We start from the raw sequence: 21890 nt of genomic DNA on the forward strand, positions 1-21890 counted from the left end.
GGCTTGCGATCCCGCAAGCCTCCTTCCGGCATGGCGGCAGCGGATCGACCCTGCTAGCCTGGCCCGAGATCAATATGGGGGAAGGTCATGTCCCAGCGTCTGACGCGGCGGCTGCTTATCGGCGGCGCGATGGCGACCGGAGGCCTGGCGAGCTGGCCGGCCCGCGCGGCGGCGCTGGCCGAACGCTCGACCCTGTTTCGCGAAGTCCTGCTCGTTGATGGGACAGGCGCTGCGCCACGGCTGGCCGACATACTGCTTACGGGCGACCGGATCGCGCGGATCACGCCGCCAGCCGCCAGCGGATTGGGCTCGGCCGCTCGCGTCATTGCCGGCGAGGGGCGTATCCTCGCCCCGGGCTTCATCGACACTCACAGCCATGGCGATCCGCTAAAGGAATCATTCGAATCCTTCCTCGCGATGGGCGTCACCACGATCGTCCTTGGGCAGGATGGCGACGGGCCCAGGATCAGGAAGGACCTCGACCCGCGAAGCTGGATGAACGCGATCGATCGCGTCCGCCTCGACGTCAATGTGGCCCTGCTGGCAAGTCATGGCACGCTCAGGCGTGCCGCCGGCGTGTCCGACGCGGTCCGTCATCTCGACAGTGCAGCGCTGGAACGCATGGCGGCGCAACTCGAAATAGAATTGCGCGCCGGGGCGTTCGGCCTTTCCTATGGGCTGGAATATGTGCCCGGCATCTATTCGGAGACCGCCGAGCTGACCAATCTCGGCCGAGTGGTCAGCCGCCATGGCGGTGTCGTGATGAGCCATATGCGTTCAGAGAATGACGACGAGATCGAGGCGTCGATCGACGAGCTGATCACATCCTCGCTACCCGCTCGCCCGCACATCTCGCATTTGAAAGTTGTGTTCGGTAAAGGCGAACAGCGCGCGCGCGAATTGCTTGCGTCACTGGCCGCGAAACGCCGCCAGGGGATCGATCTCACCGCCGACGAATATCCCTATACCGCCGGCTATACCGGGATCGACCTGCTGTTCCCGCAATGGGCGCTGCCGCCCACCGACTATGCATCGGTCGTCGCCACGCGCCGGCAGGAGCTGCGCGATCATCTGGAAAAACGCATGATCCGTCGCGGCGGTCCGGAGGCCCTGCTGCTGGGGTCGAAGCCCTATGCCGGCAAGACCGTCGCCCAGGCGTCGCAGGAGGCCGGGCTCCATTTCGCCGATTTCCTGATCAAGCTGGGTCCCGAGGGCGGTTCCGGCGCGCACTTCACGATGGACAAGGCGTTGCAGGACACGCTGATCCTCGATCCCTTCGTAGCGATCTCGACCGATGGCCGCCCGGGCATGCGCCACCCTCGCGCGACCGGAACCTATGCCAAATGGATCGAGGAATATGTCGTGCGCGACCGCAAGCTGCCGATCGAAGAAGCGGTCCGCAAGGCGACGGCCTTTCCCGCCGGAATCATGCGCTTCGCCGATCGCGGCGTGATCCGGGTCGGCGCGAAGGCCGATCTCATCCTGTTCGATCCGGCCAAGGTCAAAGCTCGCTCCACCTATGTGGATCCGTTTGCCATGGCCGAAGGATTCGACCTGGTGATGGTCAATGGCCGGGCTGCCTTTGCGGGCGGCAAACGGGTCGGCTTTCCCGGACGCCTGTTGCGCGCAGGATAGTCAGCTCGTGAAGCTATAGACGCGAGCGTCAGATTCTGGCGGTTAGGCGACTGGCGGTCACTGGCGCGATGTCCGTTGATAGCAAACCTACCGCCTAGGTTTGCGGAAATTCGGATCAAAGTTGGGATTGGGTTTAAACTCACCCGTTATATTGCCGTGTTCATCGACCTTCCATGCACCACTTATCGCTTGCGGCGGCACGGCCTCAGTATTGTTGTAGCCACCGCCGATTGCGTAGACCCAGCCGTTCGGCTGCGATTGTGCCTCAGCTTTCGCTTGCTCTGTAATTTCGGGGATGGGATTTTGCGCGTCCTGCATGATGGGCATGAATATGGAAGCTGCCTCCACAGAGCAAGATGAGACGGAGTGTCTGCAATTGGGCAAGCCTTCGGTCGCCATCAATGTTCGCTAGTGGTCGATTGCCAATTATGCGCTTTATCAGGTCATGGCCTAGTTTGTCGGCTTGGTACCCGGCCTGCTTAATGCTTTGCACAAACCGTCTGTGGCCAGCGCGATACGCGATTCCGGCCTGTTTCGGTTGGCGGCTTCATTCTCCACGCCGCGTGTTTCGGTGTTGAGCGCGACCAGGCTGCCCATATGCTGGTCGGGACACAGGCTGAGATAGGTGCGAAAGCCGTTCTGGTCGCCATTATGGCCGATGAATCGGATCCCGTCGCTCTGGTCGAGAAAGAAGGACAACCCGCTCCACGTCGTGGTCGCCATCCGCCCTTGCGTGAAATCCTCGCCCGCGGCGATTTGCGGCCGCCACATTTCCTCGAGTGAGGATCGCTTGAGGACCAGGTCGTAATCGGCCTGGCGCGTCGCATCGCCAAGCAGGAAGGCCATATATTTCGCCATGTCGGGCATGGGCGCATTGAGCCCGCCATTCGACACGGTCACGCCGGTATCGGCGTCGAACGGCGCGGCGACACGCTTGCCGTCGCGGATATAATAACTGTGCGACCGGTGCGGCAGCAGATAGGGCGGCGTGCGGTCGAAATAGCTCTCGCGCATGCCGAGCGGCCGCAGGATATTCTTGTCGATATAGACTTCGAAATCCTCGCCGGAGAGCCGCTCGATCACCTGGCCGAGATAGACGATGCCCGGATTGGAATAGCTGAACCTGGTGCCGGGCCGGAACTGCACCTCGGTATAGGGCAGCATCGCCACCAGCTGCGCCCAGGCCTTGGGCTCGAATGGCTGCCAGTCGCGATCGCGCCAGCGCCATGTCGCGCCGCCGAAACCGGCGCTGTGGCTCATCAACTGACGCAGCGTGATCGCCGCTGTATCGCCGAACGGATTATGCACCGCGGCAAGTTCGGGCACATAACGGACGATCGGGTCGTCCAACGTCAGCAGCCCGCGATCGCGCAGCTGCATGATCGCGATCCCGGTCATCGTCTTGGTGATCGACGCCCAATGATAGATGGTTTGCGAGTCCACCGGCAGATTGGCATCCGCGTCCTGCTGCCCGATATGGTCGGCAACCACGACACGACCGTCGCGCACGACATAGAAGCTGCTGCCGACAATGCCCGATCGCTTGATTTCGGCGCGTTGGAGCTTGCGGAAATCGGTCAGCGCTTTGTCGAAGGCGCGATCATCGGCCAGGGCAGGACCGGGAAGCTGCGAGACGGCGATCAACAAGCAGGCAGCGAGCCGATAGGACATGGCGATCTTCCTCGTTCCAGGGCGCTGCGGACTCAATTTACGAACGAAGGGAGGGAATGATCTCGCCCGCACCGATGATGTCCTATGACGGCCGCAGCGTGGTGCGCGAGACGGCGTTCGCATCGACCGCTTCACGGCTGAACGGCATCGGCTGCATCTGGCCCGCCACCCAGGGTTTGTACATGTCGCGATAGTGCGGCGACTGTGGATCGATCGACTGGCCGGGCAGGACCAGCATCAGCGAATTGTCCCACCCGCCGACATCGATCACCTGCAAATAGCTGGCGCCGCCACCGACACTCCAGCCCGGGCCGGAACTCAGCCAGCGCGCCATCACGGTATAGCCGTCGCCGCCCGACCCTTCGCCCTCGATTGGCGGAAAGGCGGCGGCGATCGCCGGGATCGCCGATAGTGGATGGCGGAGCCGCACCTGGTGGAGCGTGCCGTAGCGCCATGTCGTGGAATCGGGACCGAGCCGGCCGCGCGCCTCGGTCCAGGCGGAGACAAGCGCCTCGTCGAGCATCGCATCGCGCGCGGCGCGCGGATCGGCGCCGAGCCGCGCATCGGGGTGCGCGAGCAGATCGAGCAGCACCGACGGCGCGATCTCGGTCACGAGAGCCTTGGCCCGTTCGGGCACGATCGCGGCGAGCATACGCTTGCCGATCTCGCGCCAGGTCATTTCGAACAAAGCCGCCGCCCCGCTCTCGACCGCGATCCGCGCATCCCAGTCGCGCAGCATTTCCACTGCGGCTTTGGCGGCAGCGGAGGGCCGCTTCGGCAGGAGTTCAAGAAACAGGCGCGCCGGCGTCGACAGCGTGTCGTGCTGCAACGCGACGCTGTCGGCCAGGCTGTGTTTGGCCTGGCTCGCCAGCACCTGCGCGATCCGATCGTAACGATAGGGATCGCGGAACGAAAAAGCGGGAATGCGGTCGCGTGGCCAGTCGACGGGCAGGTTATTCTGGTTGGCCGAGGCGAACCAGCCTTTGGCGGGATTATACTCGCTCGGCAACGATGCGAAGTCGCGCATGCCGGTCCAGTCATAGCGCCCGTCGCCCGGCACCGGCAGCAACCCGTCGCCCTGTTTGCGCACCGGCGCGAAGCCGATCACCTGCCAGCCGGTATTGCCGTCGACATCCGCATAGTGGAAATTGGTCGGTGACGGATGCAGCGTAAAGGCCTTGCGCAGGCTCGCCCAGTCCTTGGCCAGATTGATCGCGATCATTGCGAACACGCCATCGCCGCCCGGCTGCATCGAGACCGCGCCAAGCACGGTGGCGCGACGCCGCGCCGGATCGTGTGAGACCACCGGCCCCTGGACAGAATAGCGCAATATTGCCTTTTCCGCCGCCGCACCTTTGACTGCGATCGACTCCTCGACGCGCTCGAACTTCTTCCAGCCGCCGTCATGGCGATAGCGCTCGGGATCGTCGGGGTGGAGTTCGAGCACGAACAAATCGTCCTGGTCGATATGGAAATTGGTGCGGCCGAACGCGAACCGGTCGGTATGGCCTTGCATGATTCCCGGCAGGCCGGGCGCGCCGCCGCCGATCACGTCGAGTCCAGGTGCGGTCAGGTGCGCTACGTGACGCGGGCTGAAGCCGCCAATGCCGAGATGCGGATCGTTGGCCAGGATCGGCCGGCCCGTGGTGGACCGCGCCGGTGCGACCGTCCAGGCATTGCTCCCGGCATTGGCGCGCGCGGCCGCACCAGCCGCGCCGGCTGGGTCCGCGACCGGCCGCTCGGGCTCGAATGGTAGTCGTCCGAGCCGGAGTACGCCTAGATCCGCCTCGCTCACCGCCGCGGTATCGAGGCCCTCGGGCACGCGCATCGTCCAGACCGGGCGAAGCGGCGCGACCACGGCGTCGAGTTCGAGCAGCCCCAGCGCGGCGAGCTGCGCGCGGCGTATCTCGTCATCGGCATTGCCGGCCTCGCCCTCGCGCGCAAGTACCAGCTCACGGACGTCCCATTTGATCGGTGCGATCTTGAGGATTCGGTATTCGTCCGGCAGCAGGTCGGGGTTTGCGGCGACCTCATCGATACGGGCGTTGATCCCCGCGACATAAGCGCGCGCGCAATCGAGCATTTCCGGCGGTACGCGGCGCAGCTCGGCATCCAAATCGCCGCGATAATGGAACAGGCGTGCATTGGCGTCGTGTTTGGCGAAGCGCGCGCCGAACGCTTCCGAGAGCCGGCCGAGCTCGCGGCGATGCGACAGATCGATCTGGAACAGACGGTCCCGTGCGACGACATAACCTTGGCCGAAAAACGCGTCCGGGATCGATCCGGCGCGGATGTGTGGGGTGCCGAACGTGTCATCGACGATCTCGATCGGCGCACTCAGGCCCTGCACGGCTTGCTTCCTCGCAATCAAGACGGCGCGCGGCCGCAACAGTATCGCGGCGCCGGCAGCGCTCGTGACGAGCAGTGCGGTCGACCCCAGTAGGAAAGAACGACGGTTGAGCATCGGTAATCCCTGCTGTCTCAATCAAAACGGGAAACTGGGCCTGCTGCGAGCGCGTGTCCATGCGGCAAGTGTTCGACGGTCATAACCAGCGGCTATCGGCGCGGTATCCCAAACGAAGGGTTTAACTTTGCCGATACCCTTCTAGCCATCGCAAGGAGGCGTTGACCGGCCGGCCCGCGACGATCAGCATGGTGCGATGACCCATCGGAGCATTCTTCCCGTCGATCTTGATGAGGCTTTGCGCGATACCGGTTCGAAGCTGGAAGTGGGCCGCCGCATCGACGGGGACTTCCGTAATATCGTCCGATTGCTGGGCACAATTGATCCGCACCATCTTTCGCAAGCCGAAGGGGATATCGTGTCGGCGGCCGCGCTCTACCGCTGGCGTCGCGCGCCACTCTGGATAGAGCGATTTTTCCGAACAAGATTGACGGACCAGCATCAGCTGGATCTCGTCGACGGACTTGAATATCTCTTTCTCTTCCACCGCGACGGAAGACTGAGGGAGGCCGCCCTTCGCAAGATTCAGGGACCGATCCCGAACGCCTTCATTCTTGCCGCGATCGCGTGGCGGCTGAATGATTGGGTCGATCCGATCAGGGCCGCCGCAGTCGCCTGTGTGGAGCGAACATTCTCTCGCACCTCGCCGCAGGTGATGGCGGAGGCGGCATTGGTTTTGTTGGTTCGGCAAGGAACATGGGGCCGCTGGGGATCGGAACGGGGCGTTCTTGATGCGGCATTTGAGCGCCGTGACGTTGCGGACATTCTCGCGGATATCATCGCGAAGCGGAGCACCGGTCCCATGGCCACGATCTTCCGACAGTCCCTTCGGTCCAGTGTCCTGGACGACCATATCGAGCGGCTTGCGGTTGCCGCATCTCAACCATCGGTGCGCGCGGCGGCGACTCAGTCGCTCATCGATGGCTTTGCCAGTTGGACTGTGGGCTGGCGGTGGCAGTGGATCGACAAGTCGATGGGCGTCCGCCGGCGGGAAACCGCATTCGAGAAACGGCCTCTAACGACGCAGATCGACCGCGCTACAATGATCCGACGCGGCTTGAAGGATCGCGCAGCGACGGTACGACGCGTGGCGATGTCAGGCCTGATCCAGCATGAAGCCGCCCTTTCCGACGCGCACCGGCTCGCATCGGAGGCGCTGACCGACCGATCGAAATCTGTTCGCGAACGCGCCGAGTTCATTCTTTCCCGTGCGGCGAGTCGGCCAGCGGAGATAACTGAATTATGACCCGGGCAGACCAGATCGAAATCCGCCTGCGCATTGTGATCGAACAGCCGGTCGCGGGCGTGCTGCACAGCCTGCAATCCAAGGATGATGCGCCGCTCGATCCGAAACGATCGGACGCGGGCGAGCCGCTGGCATTCGATTTTCCGATCCGTATCGCGCCTGGCCCCAAATTCTTCGGCGATCAGGTGCGTCGCGAGGGACCGGAACGTCGCTTCGTCTATATCCGCATCGGACAATCGGCCGGCGATCCTTCGTCCCCTTGGACGCGCAGGATGAAAATCGACATCCACGATATCGAACAGACCCTGCTCGACCACGCGGCTGCGGGCGGCGGTGTGATCGAAATAACGGTCAATGGCACCGGCAAGGACGGCACACCCGCCTGCGCCACTGTGCGACCGATAAGAAGAAAAATCGCGTGATTTCAGCGACCGGCTGGTTCAGCGCTTGTCGCCGCGCGGCGACGCGCTGAAATGGTCGGCATGACCGCGGACACGAGGAAGTAGAACGCGCCGAAGCCGGCATAGGGCGCGATGCCGGCAATACCGGGCGGCGTTGCGCCGAACGACTGTTTGAAGAAGAATATGCCGGCGAGCGCCGACTGCGCGCCGCTCAGGATCATCGCCCACTGCGCACCGGAAGTCTTCCAGCGACGCACCCCGGTAAACAGCTGGAGGAGTCCGGCGAGGCCGGCCCAGACACCGAATACGGCATAGACCGCATTCATGCTCTGCCCCAGCGCGACGACGACCGCGATCGTGGTTGCGATGCTGACCACGACATTGAAGGATTGCGTCGGGTTGCGCTTCAATCCGCCGCTCTGGCGCGCATCCACCAGATTGGCGAGCGCATCCCAGGCGGGATAGGCGAGCAGCAGCATGGCGGCGATCGACGGATCGCTCTTGCCCAGCGCGAACGCCGCGCCGACCCACGCCGCGGCGGCCAGTCCGCGGGTATAATAATAATTTTGAAGCCAGTTTTTGGAGATTGAGGCAGGGGTAGCGTTCATGTCACATCGCCTTTTATATACTGCACGATCTATTATCGCGATATATAATGCGGTAGCGGCCGAAAGGTTTCCTTGTCCAGCGATAATTTATCGCGATATGTAGTTTCGACGATATCGACACTCACAAGGCCGAACCCATGCCCCGTGCGAAAGCGCCCTCTCTCGACCAGCTTTTGTGTTTCTCGCTCTACGGCGCGAGCATGGCGATCAACCGCGCTTACAAACCGTTGCTGGACGAGCTCGGGATAACCTACCCGCAATATCTCGTGCTGAACGTGCTGTGGGAACGCGGCGAGGATACGATCGGCAGCATCGCCGAGCGCCTCGCCCTGGAATCGAGCACCGTCACGCCTTTGGTGAAACGACTCGAACAAGCGGGCCTGGTCGAGCGGCGCAGGAATCCGGCGGACGAACGTCAGGTCGTGGTGACGGCGACGCCGGCTGGTGTCGGCCTGCAGGCGAAGTCCCATTGTCTGGGCGAACTATTGTTCGCGGCGGCCGGTTTGCCCGTCGAAAAGCTGATCGAACTCAATCGTCAGGTCCAGGCGTTTCGCGATTCCGTGAGCGAATTTGCCGCAGCCAAATCATAGTTTGGCGGATCTGTTATCCAACCTGTCGAGCGGTGCGATGACGAGTATCTCGAACTGCCCTGCAATGACCTCCTTCGATACCGCCACCAGGAGCTAAAGCCAAAATAAGCGCCGACTAAGCTGGGTAGCGCATGGCACATTTCTGATCCATCACCCGCGTGCCGGCTCGCTCGATTCAACCGCTCGGCCCCCGCTGCCAGCCTGTCCCGATGGACCAGTTGATTCGAGCAGAACCGCAGGACGGGCAGAGCATGATCTCCGCGCCGGAAATTTCCCGATATTCCCGTAAGCGCCACACGATATTCCCGTGCGGTCGCGCGGAATTACCCGCAGTTTTTCCCGTGGTTTCCCGCAGAACAGCCAAAAAAGCATTTTCTCGCAGGATTTCCCGTAGCTGCGGGAAATCACGCCGCTTCCGGTGGCGGCTGCGGGAGTGCCCGACTCAACTGCATCTGGTCAGCGAGTCCCGAAACGAGGGCCTGATTCTCCGTGCTTCAGCTTCAGCGGCCGCTCCCGCCGCCCGCCTTCGCGCCAACGGCAACCGCGCGGTCGGCCTTGTCCCATCCGCCGCCGAGCGATCGGAACAGGTCGATCTGCGCGCCGGCAATCCGTGCGCTCGACGACGCGAGGTCCGCCTCGGTGTCGGCGAAGGTGCGCTCGGAATCGAGCACGTCGAGCGAATCGATCTGCCCGGCGCGCTGACGGGCGCGGGTGATGCGCATCGCAGCCGCGGCGCCATCGCGGGCCGATCGCAGCGCCGCGTTGCGTTCGATCTCGCGCGCATAGGTCGACAGCGCGGTCTCGGTCTCTTCGAGCGAGCGCAGCACGACGCCGTCGAACTCGGCCAGCGCCTCGCGGCTGTCCGCTTCACTGCCGGCGATACGGGCACGCGCCGCTTCCTGGTTGGGGAAGGACCAGCTGATCAACGGCCCGAGCAGCCAGCGCAATGCGCCACCGGTGAACAGGTCGCCGATGCTCGTTGCCGCCGTGCCGACCGATCCGCCGAGCGAGATCTGCGGATAGAGTTCGGCGGTCGCGACGCCGATCCGCGCGGTCGACGCGGCCAGCCTGCGTTCCGCGGCGCGGATATCGGGCCGGCGCGCGAGCAACGCGGCGCCGTCGCCGACCGGGATGGCTTGGTCGAGCGTCGGCGTGACGGTGCGCGCGGCGGCTGCGGCCGGCAGGTCTTGCGGCGTACGACCGGTCAGCGTGGCGAGCCGGAACAGGGCCGCCTGGCGCTCCGCCTCGATCGCCGGCACGTTCGCCGCGCGCTGGTCGCGTAGCGTGGTGATGCGCACCTGGTCGAGCTTCGCCGCGCGGCCCGCCGCGACTCGCTTGCCGGTCAGCGCCGCCGACTTGTCGAGCAGGTCGACGACGCGCTTGGCGACTTCGAGCCGCTCGGCCGAGGACGCGGCATCGACATAGGCGCGGGTCGTCGCGGAGACGACCGCGACGCGCACCGCATCGGCATCCGCATCCGCCGCCGCGACATCGCCGCGCGCCGCCTCGATGTTGCGCTTGACCCGGCCCGACAGGTCGAGCTCGTAGGACACGCTCAAGCCGACATCGAACGCGCTGTCTTCGGCAGCACTACCGGGCAGGCGCTGGGTCTCGGGCGACCGGCCATAGGTGCCGCTCGCGCCGATGCTGGTCTGCGGCAGACGGTCCGACCGGACGCCGCGCAGCGACGCACGCGCCTTGTCGAGTCGCGCCACCGCGACGCGGATGTCGGTATTGGCCGCCAGCGCATCGGCGACCAGTCCGTCGAGCACCGGGTCGCGGTACAGCCGCCACCAGTGATCGTCCGCTGCCGCCGCGGTGAAGGCGGGGTTGGCCGCGCCGATGAACGGCGCCGCCGCCTTGGGCGCGGGGATCGGCGCGACATAGTTGGGCCCGGCGGCGCACGCGGCAAGCGCGAGCGAGGACAGGGTGGCGAGAAGGATGTGTTTCATGATGTGCCGCTCCTATTCGGCAGGCTGAAGTGTGGGTGCCGGGCCTTCGTGACCCTGGGCGGCAACCGGGCGCTTGCGCTCGAACCGCTGGGCCAGCGCCCGGCACACCACATAGAAGGTCGGCGTGAAGAGCAGGCCGAAGCCGGTCACCCCGATCATGCCGAAGAACACCGCGGTGCCCAGCGCCTGGCGAAGCTCGGCGCCCGCCCCACTTGCCGTCACCAGCGGCACCGTGCCGAGGATGAATGCGAAGCTGGTCATCAGGATCGGCCGCAACCGGTCCTTTGCCGCGCGCACCGCCGCCTCGATCGGCGACAGGCCATCCTGATCCTCGGCCTGTTTGGCGAACTCGACCACCAGGATCGCGTTCTTCGCGGCCAAGGCAATCAGCACGACCAGCCCGATCTGGGTCAGGACGTTATTGTCCATACCCCTGAGGTTCACGCCGGTCATCGCCGCAAGCAGGCACATCGGCACGATCAGCACGATCGCCAGCGGCAAGGTGACGCTCTCATATTGCGCCGCCAGCACCAGGAACACGAACACCACGGCCATCGCGAAGACCAGAGCCGCAGTGCTGCCCGCCGCCTTTTGCTGGTACGCGATGCCGGTCCATTCATGGCTGTAACCGCTTGCCAGTGTGGAGTCGGCGAGCTTCTCCATCGCGACCAGCGACTGGCCCGACGAATAACCCGGCGCGGTGTCGCCATCGACCTCGACCGCGGGGGCGAGATTGTAACGGACGACGCGGTACGGCCCGGTCTTGTCCTTGAAGGTCGACACCGAACCGATCGGCACCATCTGGCCGGAGTTCGAGCGCGTCTTCAGATTGGCGATGTCGGCGGTCGTCTCGCGGAACTGCGAATCCGCCTGCGCGGTGACGCGATAGGTGCGCCCGAGCAGGTTGAAGTCGTTGACGAACGCGGAGCCGAGATAGACCTGCAGCGCCTCGAACACCCGCTCCGGCGGCACGCCGAGCATGTTTGCCTTGGTCCGGTCGACATCGGCGAACACACGCGGCGTGGCGGTTTCGAAGAAGGTATAGACCTGGTTCAGCCCCTTGGTGCCATTGGCCTTGCCGATGAGGTCGGTCGAAGCCTTGGCCAGCTGGTCATAGCCGCGCCCCTCCTGATCCTTGACCATCAGGCGATAGCCGCCGGCCGAACCGATGCCCTGGATCAGGGGCGGCGGCACGATCATCAACCGCGCTTCGGTGATGTCCGCGGTCGCCTTTTGCGCCTGGGCCATGATCTCGGGAAAGCTGACGCCGAGGGCCTTGCGCTCCTCGAAGCTCTTGAGCGGGAAGTAAGCGGCGGCGGCGTTCGGCGCGAGTGTCTGCGACGGCCCGTCGAACCCGGCGAGCATCACCGCGCCCTTGATGCCGGCACCAGGCAGGATGCGCGCGGCGACCTTGCGCATCACCGCGTCGGTGCGTTCGACCGAGGAACCGGGCGGCAACTGGATGACGGTCAGGAAGTAACCCTGATCCTGTGCCGGGATGAAGCCGGTCGGCGTCGCCCAGAACACGCCTGCCGTGATCGCGATCAGCGCGGCATAGGCAGTCATCATCTTTTTCGGTGCCGACACCAGCCGCCGCGTGAGGGCAGCATATCCAATGCTCAGCCGCTCGAACCCACGGTTGAACGCATCGGCGGCACGACGCAGCAGCTGCGTCACGCGGTTGCCCTTGCCCTGCTGCGCATTGGGCTTGAGCAGGATCGCGGCGAGCGCCGGGGACAGGGTCAGCGACAGGATCAGCGAGATCACCGTCGCGGTCGAGATGGTCACCGCGAACTGGCGGTAGAACGCGCCCGACAGGCCGGTGAGGAACACGGTCGGGATGAACACCGCGATCAGCACCAGCACGATCGCGACCAGTGCGCCGGACACTTCGTCCATCGATTTCCGCGCGGCTTCGAGCGGGGAGAGGCCATGTTCGAGGTTGCGCTCGACATTCTCGACCACGACGATCGCGTCATCGACCACCACGCCGATCGCCAGCACCAGACCGAACAGCGAGAGGTTGTTGAGCGAATAGCCCATCGCCGCCAGCACCGCGAAGGTGCCGATCAGCGAGACCGGAATCGCGACCACCGGGATGATTGCCGCGCGCCATTTCTGCAGGAAGACCAGGATGACGAGCACGACCAGCAGGATCGCCTCGAACAACGTGTCCTTCACTGCGTCGATCGACTGCGAGATGAACTCGGTCGGGTTGTAGATGACGCTATAGGCAAGGCCCTTGGGGAAGCGGGCCGACATGTCCTTCATCGCTGCGTTGACGCCTTCGGCCGCGGCAAGCGCGTTCGATCCGGGGCGCTGGAACACGGCGACGATCACGGTCGGCTTGCCGCTGAGATAGGTGTTGGAGCCATAGTCCTGTGCACCGAGTTCGACCCGGGCGACGTCCGAGACCTTGACCTGGCGGCCATCGGCGTCGGTGCGGATCACCACATCGGCGAACTGCTTGGGGTCGGTCAGGCGGCCTTGCGTCTCGACATTGAGCTGGAAGGCGTTGCCGGTGGCATAGGGGGGCTGCCCAAGCGTGCCGGCGGCGACCTGGACGTTCTGCGCACGAAGCGCGGCGACGATCTCGCCCGCGGTCAGGTCAAGCGCGGAGGCACGACCGGGGTCGATCCATACGCGCATCGAATAATCGCGGCTGCCGAACAGCTGCACGTCGCCGACGCCGTCGATCCGGCTCAACCGGTCGCGCACCTGAGTCAGCGCATAGTTGGAGATATAACCGCGATCGAGCGAATCGTCGGGCGAGACCAGATTAACCACCATCAGGAAGTCGGGCGAGGTCTTGCGCGTGACGACGCCGAGGCGCTGCACGTCTTCGGGCAGGCGCGGCACGGCGACTGCGACGCGGTTCTGTACCAGCACCTGAGCGGCATCCAGATCGGTGCCGATCTTGAACGTGACGGTGATGACCAGCTTGCCGTCACCGGTCGATTGCGACGACTGGTACAGCATGTTGTCGACGCCGTTGATCTCCTGCTCGATCGGCGCGGCGACCGTCTCGGCCACCGTCTCGGCGCTCGCGCCGGGATAGACCGCGCTGACCGTCACGGTCGGCGGCACGATGTCGGGATATTGCGACACCGGCAGGCTGAGATAGGCAATCGCGCCCACCAGAGTGATGACGACGGCGATCACCGCGGCGAAGATCGGCCGCGTGATGAAGAAGCGCGAGAAGCGCATAGGACTGTCCTCGAAAGAAGGAGTTAGTGCGTCGAGCTGATAAAAGCCCCGTTCGCCCTGAGCCTGTCGAAGGGCACCCGCAGCGCGTGGGCTTCGACAGGCTCAGGGCGAACGGGCGGTATTCAGCGTCCGCCCAAAGTCGCCTCGCCGGCCACCGGCAACGATACCTGGGGCGCCGGCGCCTGTGCCTGACCGCTGATCTTGCCGAGACGCGGCGCGACCTTGGAACCGGGCATCGCCATCTGGATCCCGGCGATTATCACCCGGTCCTTGGGCGTCAGGCCCGACCGGATGATGCGCAGGCCGTCGACCACCGGACCCAGCGTCACCGGCTTGGCGACCACCTGATTCTGCGCATCGACCGTCATCACCACCTTGCGCACCTGATCGGTCTGGATCGCGGCGTCGGGCACGAGCAGCGCATTCGCCGTACCGCTGCTGGCGAGGCGCATATTGCCGAACATGCCGGGCGTCAGGAAGTAGTTCGGATTGCTCAGCACCGCTCGGCCGCGGATCGTGCCGGAGCGCTGGTCGAGGCCATTGTCGGTAAAGTCGAGCTTGCCCTTCCAGCGATGCTCGCTCTCATCCTGCAACTGGATCTCGACCGCCGCCGCTTCCGCGCCGGGCTGCCGTTCGCGCTGCGTCTTCAGATACAATGCTTCCGATCCGTCAAAGCTAAAATAGATCGGATCGAGCGCATTGATCGTGGTCAGCACCGTGCCGCCAGTGCCTTCGCCGCCCGCCACCTGGTTGCCGGCATCGACCTTGCGGTCGGAGATCCGCCCGCTGATCGGTGCGCGTACCTGAGTGAACTCGACGTCGAGAGCGCGGGCGCGGACCCGGGCATTGGCAGCGGCGAGGGCAGCGCTTGCCGCCTGCACCTTGGCACGCAGCGAATCGACTTCACCGGCGGAGATCGCCTCGTCGTCGATCAGCTGAGTCGCGCGGCCCAGATCGGTCCGCGCCAGTGCAAGGGCGCTCGATGCGCTCGCCGCATTGGCGCGCGCCTCGGCCAGCGCCGCCGCGAACGGCCGCGCATCGATGGTGAAGAGCAACTGGCCCTTGCGCACGATCTCGCCATCGCGAAAATGGATGCCGGTCACTTCGCCCGCGACGCGCGGACGGATCTCGACCGACCGGCTCGGCGCGAAGCGGCCGACATAATCGTCCCATTCGCTGACTTGCCGAACCAGGGGTGCCGCAACAGTGACGGCGGCGGGGGGTGGCACCGCCGCCACTGCCGGGGACTGGTCGGCAAGCTTTGCGCCAGCCGCGCCGACCAAGGCGAGAGGGATGAGAATCAGCGCGCCACGCTGCCAGCCGGGCAAGCGGGCGAAGCCGTCGCGCAACGGTCGAACCGGCGAGCTGTTCTCGGCTTCGATAGGGGTAATCATGTTCACGCGGCGATCCTCCAGGCGAGCTGGCCGACCTGTCCGCCGGTCACGCTTGCCACTAATGTTTCGGCCTGGCCCATGCTGAACCCGGCATTCAGGAAATTGGCGACCTCGGACGCGGGCAGCGCATAACCGCGCTTCCATGCATGCACGGCGAGCCGGCGCAGCGTTTCAAGCTTCGGTTCGGCGAGCTTCGACGTGGTGCCGAGGCCGAACAGGCCGCCCAGCGCACGCGAGACTCGGCTCGGTTCGGACAGGCTGCTGATCCGGTCGCGCTTGGCCAGCGCGATGACGCTCCATTCCAGCGCCGAGAAGCCGGCGGGTGCGGTCATGTCGCGGCGCGCGTCCGTATGGGCCGCCGAACGGGCGGTCATCGGTGCGGCGGTCATGTTGTTGATGTCCAGATAGGCCATTGGAAATCCCCTTGGATGATGGCCGCACGGCGCCGTCCGCGAACGCGCATCGTTCGCGCCGGACTGGCCGTGGGGCATGTTCAAACGCTCACGGAAACGCCGCTAAGGGGGTGCCGCAATCGCTCGCTGGAATTGGTGAAATGCGAATGGCCGAAACCAGACGCGGTCGAATCAGGTGTTCGTCATCAGGGGTTCTCCCGTGCCGATCGTCGGGCTCACCGGAGAGTCCAACTTCAATACCAAGCGGTATATAACTTTGTGTTGCGCTGCGTCAACAGCTTTGTGTACCGCTGAGTATAATTATTTTCTAGCGGGTTGGCCAGATGGCGAGACTGGTATCGACGAGCTGCTGCAACTGGGTGCAGGACGCCCCCGATCCGGCCTGAACCGACAGGCCCTGAAGCAGGGCGTAGAGATAACGCGCGAGCGCGTCGGGTTCGAGAGTCTCGGGCAGATCGCCCTCGGTCTTGGCACGCTCGAATCGCGCGATCAGCGCGGCTTCCGACGATGCGCGTCGCGCGATGACGTCCGCCTTGATCGATTCGGCCTCGGGACCGCCGCACGACACGGAACTGATCACGCCGAGACATCCTTTCGGATCGCACGAACTCATCTGCATCTCGAGCGCGCCGACCAGGAAGCGTTCTGCAACGCCCCGTGCGGTCGGCGCGTCGAGCGCGGCAACGGTATAGGCAAGTTTTTCGCGCTCATAGAGATCGAGCGCCTTGTGGAACAACGCTTCCTTGTTGCCGAACGCGGCGTAGAGGCTGGGCTTGGTGATGCCCATCTCCGCGGTCAGCTCCGCCATCGACGCACTTTCATACCCGTTACGCCAAAATACGCGCAACGCGGCGGCGAGCGCCTCCTCGGTGCAAAATTCCCGAGGTCGGCCCTTTACGGGCGGAGGGGCGAGAGTCTGTTCCATACCGATCGGTATATAGTGTGTTTGCGCTGGACGTCCAGTACCTTAGCGAGCGTACGAATCAAGCGGCAAGCGCGGCGATTTCGCCCTGTGCGGCGGCGATTGCCGTGGTGCGGCCCTCGGGACTGGTTGCAACGCCTTCGGCGACGATGAACTCGGGCACGATACCGATGAATCCAAACACCGAAGCAAGATAGGATTCGAGATGCTCGAACGACGCGGCGGGCGAGTCCGCTCCATAGAAATTACCGCGCGACACGGCGACGATGACACGCTTGCCGGTCACCAGGCCTTGCACGCCCTCGGGGCCATAGCTGAACGTCTTGCCCGCGATCAGGATACGGTCGAGCCATGCCTTGAGCTGGCTGGGGATGGTAAAATTATACATCGGTGCGCCGATCACGACCACATCGGCGGCGATGAATTCTTCCAGCACGTCGGTACTCGCGAGCGCAGCTTCCGAGGTGTCCGCCGGCAGCGACGCGAGGTCGACATGGGTCAGCGGTTCGGCTGCGAGGTCACGGCGACTCATTTCGAGCGAGGGTGTCGCCGCAACCAGTCGCTGCACGACCCCAGCCGACAGAATGCGGCTGACCGAATTGTCGCCGAGGATGCTCGAATCGATATGGAGAAGCTTCATATTCCGTCCTTTAGGTATATATGAGTAACTGAGGCGGGATATGTGACCTGCCGGGAGCGCCGCAAGGAGGCACTATTTTGTCACTCGGGCACATCGCTGTAACCTTGCCGGGGCATGACGAGCAGAAAGCGAGCTGCCGTTCGGTCGCACCGGTGCTTGCGCGCGTCGGTGACAAATGGAGCATCCTGACCATCATGATCCTGGCGCGCGACGGATCGCGGCGGTTCAACGAACTGAAGCGGGAGATCGACGGCATTTCGCAACGCATGCTGACGCTCACGCTGCGTGGGCTGGAGCGCGATGGTCTGGTGACGCGTACGGTGTTCCCGACCGTGCCGCCGCGGGTCGACTACGAACTCACCGAACTGGGATGTTCGTTGTGCGAACCCGTGGTCAGCCTCGGGCAATGGGCGATGCGCCACCTCGACCAGATCGAGATCGCCCGACAAGCTTACGATCTGCGCCACGAAGCTTAGCGATACCGCGGCGCCCGGCGATAGCGGCGGCGATAGCACAAATTCCCGGCAACCCAATGGGCGCCGGCTGCCGGTTTGCGCCCGCGCTGTTCCGCGCTGCCAATTTTCTATTGGATTCTATAGAAAATAGATATAAATTGGCAAAACAGATCGAATAACGAGATAATTGCAAACGCCGATCGGGGCCGTGCGACGATCGCCCGGCTTGCCCGGTGGCTTATCATTAGGAGAAACCATGGCGACCCGACCGCATACCGAACCCCGCATCGATTCACGCGGCCGCGACTTCGCATGGCAAGATATTCCCGCCGATCGGACTTTGCGTCGGCTCGATCATGAGCAAGCGGCGGCATTTGATCGCGATGGTTTCGTGCTGATCCGGGACGCCTTCACACCGGACGAGATCGCAGCGGTGATCGCAACGATCGATCCGATCGAAGAGGCCTATGAGCGTTATGTCTCGGAACAGATGGGCGGGCAGTTTCGGCTCACCTCTTCCGGCACGATCACTTTTGCCGCGCATCTCGTGACCAAGTCGGACGTCTTGCGCAGCTTTGCCGCCCATCCGGCCATTCGCGACCTTTGCCGCGATCTCGCGGGCGATCGCGTGCGCCTCTATTGGGATCAGTCGGTCTACAAGAAGACGGGCAAGGCGCAGGAATTCCCCTGGCACCAGGATAATGGCTATACCTTTATCGAGCCGCAGCAATATCTGACATTCTGGATTCCGCTGGTCGATGTCGATGTGGACAATGGCTGCCCCTGGATCGCGCCCGGCAAGCACCGGCTCGGCACGCTTGAGCATTGGCAAACGCCGATCGGCCTGAAGTGCCTGGAGGAAGCGGAAGATGCCGTGGCGGTGCCGGCAAAGGCCGGCGACATCATCCTGTTTTCATCGCTGGCGCCGCACCGGACCGGACCCAATCTGAAACAGGGCACGGTTCGCAAAGCCTATATCCTGCAATATGCGCCGGACGGTGCTCATGCCCTTGCTGCGGACGGATCGACCGTGGCGCAGGACGATCCGGCGCGGCAATTTCTCATTGTGGACGAATGACGTGCATGATGGCGTGGATCCCACGGACCTGAAAGCGACGTTCGACCGCGATGGTTTCGTCGTCCTGCGCGGCCTGATCGATCGGCGCGATCTTGCGGGATATGCCGCGGCGGTGGATCGGGCGGTGGCGGTGCGCAAGTCGGCCGATCACCGCCGGCTGGAAGAGAAGAGCCGCTACGAACAATCCTTCCTGCAATGCCAGTATATCTGGGAGGATTTCCCGGAGGTGCGCGCGCTGACCTTTCATCCTGCGGTCTGCGAAGTGGCGGCCCGGCTGGTCGGCGCCGACCGGCTGCGGCTGTGGCACGATCAGGCGCTGTACAAGGAACCGGGCGGGCTGCCGACCCAGGCGCATCAGGATCATCCTTATTGGCCGATCGCCGAACTCAGGACGGTGACCGCCTGGATTCCATTCGTCGAAGCGGACGAAGCGACCGGGTGCATGGGTTATGTGCCGGGTTCGCACCGCGATGCGCCGCGCTATGTCGACATCTTTCGCGGCGGTGAAGATGCCGCATCGAACGTCGCGGATCAGGCGCGCTTCGTGCCGGCCTCGCCCGGTGATGTGATTTTCCATCACGGGTTGACCATGCACATGGCGATGGGCAATCGTTCGAATGCGATGCGGCGCGTCTATACCGCGATCTATTTCGCCGATGGTTGCACGCGCGACGCCGGCGAGATGCGTCACCCCTCGGTCGATCGTTGCGGCATAAAGCCGGGCGCGGCGATCGACGGTGCGGCAACCCCGGTCGCCTGGCCGATCGTGGATCACCCGGTTCCCGAACCGTGGCCGCAGATCGACGACGAACGTTTCCGTCGCGGCGTACAGCTCGGCATCATCCCCAGTCTTCCGTAACCGGGAGGGGGCGGGCGATCAGGCTTGCCCGTCCGCTTCGGCCGGCAGCCGCCGTCGATTGGCCAGCTCCTCGACGATTTCGGCATGCCGGCCGCCACGCAGTGGATAGAAGACCATGGCGACCCCGGCGAGGGTCAGGCCCAGCGCGGGCAGCGCGGTCATCAGGATCTTCATATGCGCCAGCGTTTCGGGCGTCTGGACCGTGTTGGCGCGATAGCCGATCTGGTCGAGCAGCCAGCCGAACAGGCCGGCGCCCAACCCGAGCGCCACCTTGAGGAAGAACTGACCAAGCCCGAAGACGAAGGATTCGGTGCGCCGCCCGGTCCGCCATTCGCCATATTCGACCGTGTCCGGCAGGATCGACCAGAAGCCCAGCGCCAGGCCCAGCCCGGTCACCTGCATCCACAGGAAGAAGGCGATCGCCATGCCGTTCGAACGGACATCGGTGAGCGAGAACCACAACAGTCCTACCAGCCCCCAGGCGATTGCCGCGAACCAGGTGTTGCGCTTGCCGATCCAGCGCGAGATCGCCATCCACACCGGCACGATGAGCGGGCCGGATGCCGCCACGATGCTCAATGCTATGCGCCCGCCGTCTTCGTTGCCGAGGTTGTATTTGAAATAATAGAGGATCGATTTGCCCAGCGCGGTCGAGCAGACCACCCCGGCGCAAACGCCGGCGAGCAGCGCCCATAAGGCGCGATTGTCGCGCAGCGCCGACCAATATTCGGCGAGGTTCGCCGGTGCGCAATCCTCTTCCGTTTCGGCGGGCTCGCGCGTGGCGAAGAAGACGATCGGCAGGACGAGCGACGCGATCGCCGCGAAGATCGCCGCCGCGGCGAAGAAGCCGGTGGCCGGATCGCCGCCACCCAGATGCGCCGCGAGCGGCTGAGTCGATATCGCGACCGTCAGGCCGGCAAGTGTCGCGAAGATGATGCGCAGCCCGGCCATCGACCCGCGTTCGGCCGAATTGCTGGTCAGCCGCGCCGACATCGCGGTGAAGGGAATCGAGACGACCGTATAGGCAATACGGAAGATGATGTGCGCGGCGAGCATCCACGCCGCGAGACCCGCGCCTTCGAGTGGTGGCCGGTAATAGAGCAGTAGGAAGGCAATGCCGACGAACGGCGTGCCGAACAGGATATAAGGGCGGTAACGGCCCCAACGCGTCCGCGTCCGGTCCGCGATGGCGCCCATCAGCGGATCGATCACCGCGTCGAAAATCGACGCGATCATGTAGATCAGGCCCGCCACGCCCGCTCGCAAGCCGACCACGTCGGTATAGAAAAACAGCAGGTACAGCGAAACGCTCTGCCAATAGAGATTGAAGGCGAAATCCCCGACGGTAAAGCCGAGCATTCCCTTCAGGCCGAGTTTCGGCTGCGCTGCCCCAGACATATCGCTCTCCCGTTATTTTCGGGAAAGTTAGATATAATTTTAATTTAATTCCAGAAAATTATCAGGTTTTGGCAGGATTTTTCCGTGGACGCCCGCGCTTGCGCACGATCGGCTCGTTCGGGTCGGCCTCTTCGATCACCGGTGTCGCCTCATAGGCCGCGAGCGCCACGGCGACCGAGCGCTGGAACGATGCGCCCAGCGCGAAGAAATCGCTGACCGATTGTTCGAGGCGCGCCGCATCGCGATGCACCAGCGCATCGACGATCTCACGATGCTTGCTGTGATGATCGAGCGTCAAATCGACCGCGCGGTCGGCGAAGAGGTTGACGTAGCGCTCGAGCCGGTTGCCCAGGTCCATCCACAGCTTGATCATCAGCGGCGATCCACAACCGGCGAGCAAGGCATAGTGGAGATTGCCATAGGCACGTTGCCACATCTCGCGATGCTCGGGGTCGTCGAAATTCTTCTGCACCTTCAGCGAGCGGTGGAGCTGGACGATCACCGTTTCCTCCCACCCGTCGTCGCCATTTTCGAGCGCCATCTTCAACGCAAGGCGATAGATGCGCAGATAGACGTTGAGCAGGTCGGTGTAATCGGCGAGCGACACCGGCGCGACGCGGTGACCCTTTTGATGTTCGTGAACGACCAGCCCGCCGGCCGACAGGAGCAGGATCGCCTCCCGCACCGGGCTATGCCCGACATTGTAGAAGCTCACCAGCTGATCGATCTTGAGCCGTTCGAGTGGTGCGAACACGCCGCGCACGATGTCGCGGCCGAGCCAGTAATGAACCGCCTGGGTCGGGCTGCGCTCGGGATCGACCGGGGCGATGTCCGATGGCGCGGGAAAAGTCGAGACGGACGGGAGGTCGGTGGGCATCGGCGAGATATGAGACACGCTTTGCTGGCGCGCAACCGACTTGCTCGATCCGGCGACTGGCGATCGGCGCTGTCGCATCA

Annotated in this window: 19 protein-coding genes; 7 read left to right on the forward strand and 12 right to left on the reverse strand. The window is 64.2% G+C overall.

Going from position 1 to position 21890, the window contains the following annotated elements:
• Positions 1 to 87: 87 nt before the first annotated feature.
• Entirely contained in the window at positions 88 to 1635 is a 1548-nt protein-coding gene (locus G4G27_RS23390) for an amidohydrolase family protein (protein WP_183110848.1), read from the forward strand.
• Between the two features lie 87 nt (positions 1636 to 1722).
• Here G4G27_RS23390 and G4G27_RS23395 read toward each other — a convergent pair whose 3' ends face one another.
• The 3 genes from G4G27_RS23395 to G4G27_RS23405 form a co-directional block, all read right to left on the reverse strand.
• Complete coding sequence (locus G4G27_RS23395) at positions 1723 to 1962, reverse strand: hypothetical protein (protein WP_202049629.1); 240 nt, start codon at positions 1960 to 1962, stop codon at positions 1723 to 1725.
• Between the two features lie 123 nt (positions 1963 to 2085).
• Complete coding sequence (locus G4G27_RS23400; RefSeq protein ID WP_183110849.1) at positions 2086 to 3306, reverse strand: serine hydrolase domain-containing protein; 1221 nt, start codon at positions 3304 to 3306, stop codon at positions 2086 to 2088.
• A gap of 82 nt (positions 3307 to 3388) precedes the next feature.
• Positions 3389 to 5770 carry a penicillin acylase family protein gene (locus tag G4G27_RS23405; RefSeq protein WP_183110850.1) on the reverse strand — a complete coding sequence of 794 codons (2382 nt, stop codon included), beginning with the start codon at positions 5768 to 5770 and terminating at the stop codon, positions 3389 to 3391.
• A gap of 196 nt (positions 5771 to 5966) precedes the next feature.
• Here G4G27_RS23405 and G4G27_RS23410 point away from each other — a divergent pair, with 196 nt between their 5' ends.
• Together G4G27_RS23410 and G4G27_RS23415 are read left to right on the forward strand one after the other, a co-directional pair.
• A complete protein-coding gene (locus tag G4G27_RS23410) occupies positions 5967 to 7016 on the forward strand; it encodes a hypothetical protein (protein ID WP_244624481.1) in 1050 nt (349 codons plus the stop codon).
• On the forward strand, positions 7013 to 7438 hold the full coding sequence (locus G4G27_RS23415; RefSeq protein ID WP_183110851.1) for a DUF5990 family protein: 426 nt from the start codon (positions 7013 to 7015) through the stop codon (positions 7436 to 7438). Before G4G27_RS23410 ends, G4G27_RS23415 begins: the two co-directional genes overlap by 4 nt.
• Positions 7439 to 7440: 2 nt before the next feature.
• Here G4G27_RS23415 and G4G27_RS23420 read toward each other — a convergent pair whose 3' ends face one another.
• Positions 7441 to 8025: a DUF308 domain-containing protein gene (locus G4G27_RS23420; protein WP_183110852.1), complete on the reverse strand. Its 585-nt coding sequence runs from the start codon at positions 8023 to 8025 to the stop codon at positions 7441 to 7443.
• Between the two features lie 137 nt (positions 8026 to 8162).
• On the opposite strand from G4G27_RS23420, the gene G4G27_RS23425 reads away from it, so the two are divergent.
• The gene (locus tag G4G27_RS23425; RefSeq protein WP_183110853.1) at positions 8163 to 8615 is read left to right on the forward strand and encodes a MarR family transcriptional regulator; all 453 of its coding nucleotides are present in this window, start codon (positions 8163 to 8165) and stop codon (positions 8613 to 8615) included.
• 500 nt (positions 8616 to 9115) lie between these two features.
• Here the strand turns inward: G4G27_RS23425 and G4G27_RS23430 are convergent, their stop codons facing one another.
• The 6 genes from G4G27_RS23430 to G4G27_RS23455 form a co-directional block, all read right to left on the reverse strand.
• Positions 9116 to 10567 (reverse strand): TolC family protein, encoded by a 1452-nt coding sequence (locus tag G4G27_RS23430; RefSeq protein ID WP_183110854.1) that lies wholly within the window; start codon positions 10565 to 10567, stop codon positions 9116 to 9118.
• Between the two features lie 12 nt (positions 10568 to 10579).
• Entirely contained in the window at positions 10580 to 13774 is a 3195-nt protein-coding gene (locus tag G4G27_RS23435) for a multidrug efflux RND transporter permease subunit (protein ID WP_183110855.1), read from the reverse strand.
• A gap of 122 nt (positions 13775 to 13896) precedes the next feature.
• Entirely contained in the window at positions 13897 to 15168 is a 1272-nt protein-coding gene (locus G4G27_RS23440; protein ID WP_183113994.1) for an efflux RND transporter periplasmic adaptor subunit, read from the reverse strand.
• Between the two features lie 2 nt (positions 15169 to 15170).
• A complete protein-coding gene (locus G4G27_RS23445) occupies positions 15171 to 15581 on the reverse strand; it encodes a hypothetical protein (RefSeq protein ID WP_183110856.1) in 411 nt (136 codons plus the stop codon).
• A 307-nt stretch (positions 15582 to 15888) separates the two neighbouring features.
• On the reverse strand, positions 15889 to 16506 hold the full coding sequence (locus G4G27_RS23450; RefSeq protein ID WP_183110857.1) for a TetR/AcrR family transcriptional regulator: 618 nt from the start codon (positions 16504 to 16506) through the stop codon (positions 15889 to 15891).
• Between the two features lie 58 nt (positions 16507 to 16564).
• A complete protein-coding gene (locus G4G27_RS23455) occupies positions 16565 to 17143 on the reverse strand; it encodes an NAD(P)H-dependent oxidoreductase (protein ID WP_183110858.1) in 579 nt (192 codons plus the stop codon).
• Positions 17144 to 17220: 77 nt separating this feature from the next.
• On the opposite strand from G4G27_RS23455, the gene G4G27_RS23460 reads away from it, so the two are divergent.
• The 3 genes from G4G27_RS23460 to G4G27_RS23470 all read left to right on the forward strand — a co-directional run bounded on the left by G4G27_RS23460 (position 17221) and on the right by G4G27_RS23470 (position 19535).
• On the forward strand, positions 17221 to 17619 hold the full coding sequence (locus G4G27_RS23460) for a helix-turn-helix domain-containing protein (RefSeq protein ID WP_244624482.1): 399 nt from the start codon (positions 17221 to 17223) through the stop codon (positions 17617 to 17619).
• 235 nt (positions 17620 to 17854) lie between these two features.
• Entirely contained in the window at positions 17855 to 18676 is an 822-nt protein-coding gene (locus G4G27_RS23465) for a phytanoyl-CoA dioxygenase family protein (protein ID WP_183110859.1), read from the forward strand.
• Between the two features lie 13 nt (positions 18677 to 18689).
• The gene (locus G4G27_RS23470) at positions 18690 to 19535 is read left to right on the forward strand and encodes a phytanoyl-CoA dioxygenase family protein (protein ID WP_183110860.1); all 846 of its coding nucleotides are present in this window, start codon (positions 18690 to 18692) and stop codon (positions 19533 to 19535) included.
• A gap of 18 nt (positions 19536 to 19553) precedes the next feature.
• Here G4G27_RS23470 and G4G27_RS23475 read toward each other — a convergent pair whose 3' ends face one another.
• Positions 19554 to 20933 carry a glycoside-pentoside-hexuronide (GPH):cation symporter gene (locus G4G27_RS23475; protein WP_183110861.1) on the reverse strand — a complete coding sequence of 460 codons (1380 nt, stop codon included), beginning with the start codon at positions 20931 to 20933 and terminating at the stop codon, positions 19554 to 19556.
• Between the two features lie 61 nt (positions 20934 to 20994).
• Complete coding sequence (locus tag G4G27_RS23480; RefSeq protein ID WP_183110862.1) at positions 20995 to 21888, reverse strand: FCD domain-containing protein; 894 nt, start codon at positions 21886 to 21888, stop codon at positions 20995 to 20997.
• Between the last annotated feature and the right edge of the window lie 2 nt (positions 21889 to 21890).

Source organism: Sphingomonas sp. So64.6b (assembly GCF_014171475.1).
Classification (GTDB): Bacteria; Pseudomonadota; Alphaproteobacteria; order Sphingomonadales; family Sphingomonadaceae; genus Sphingomonas; species Sphingomonas alpina_A.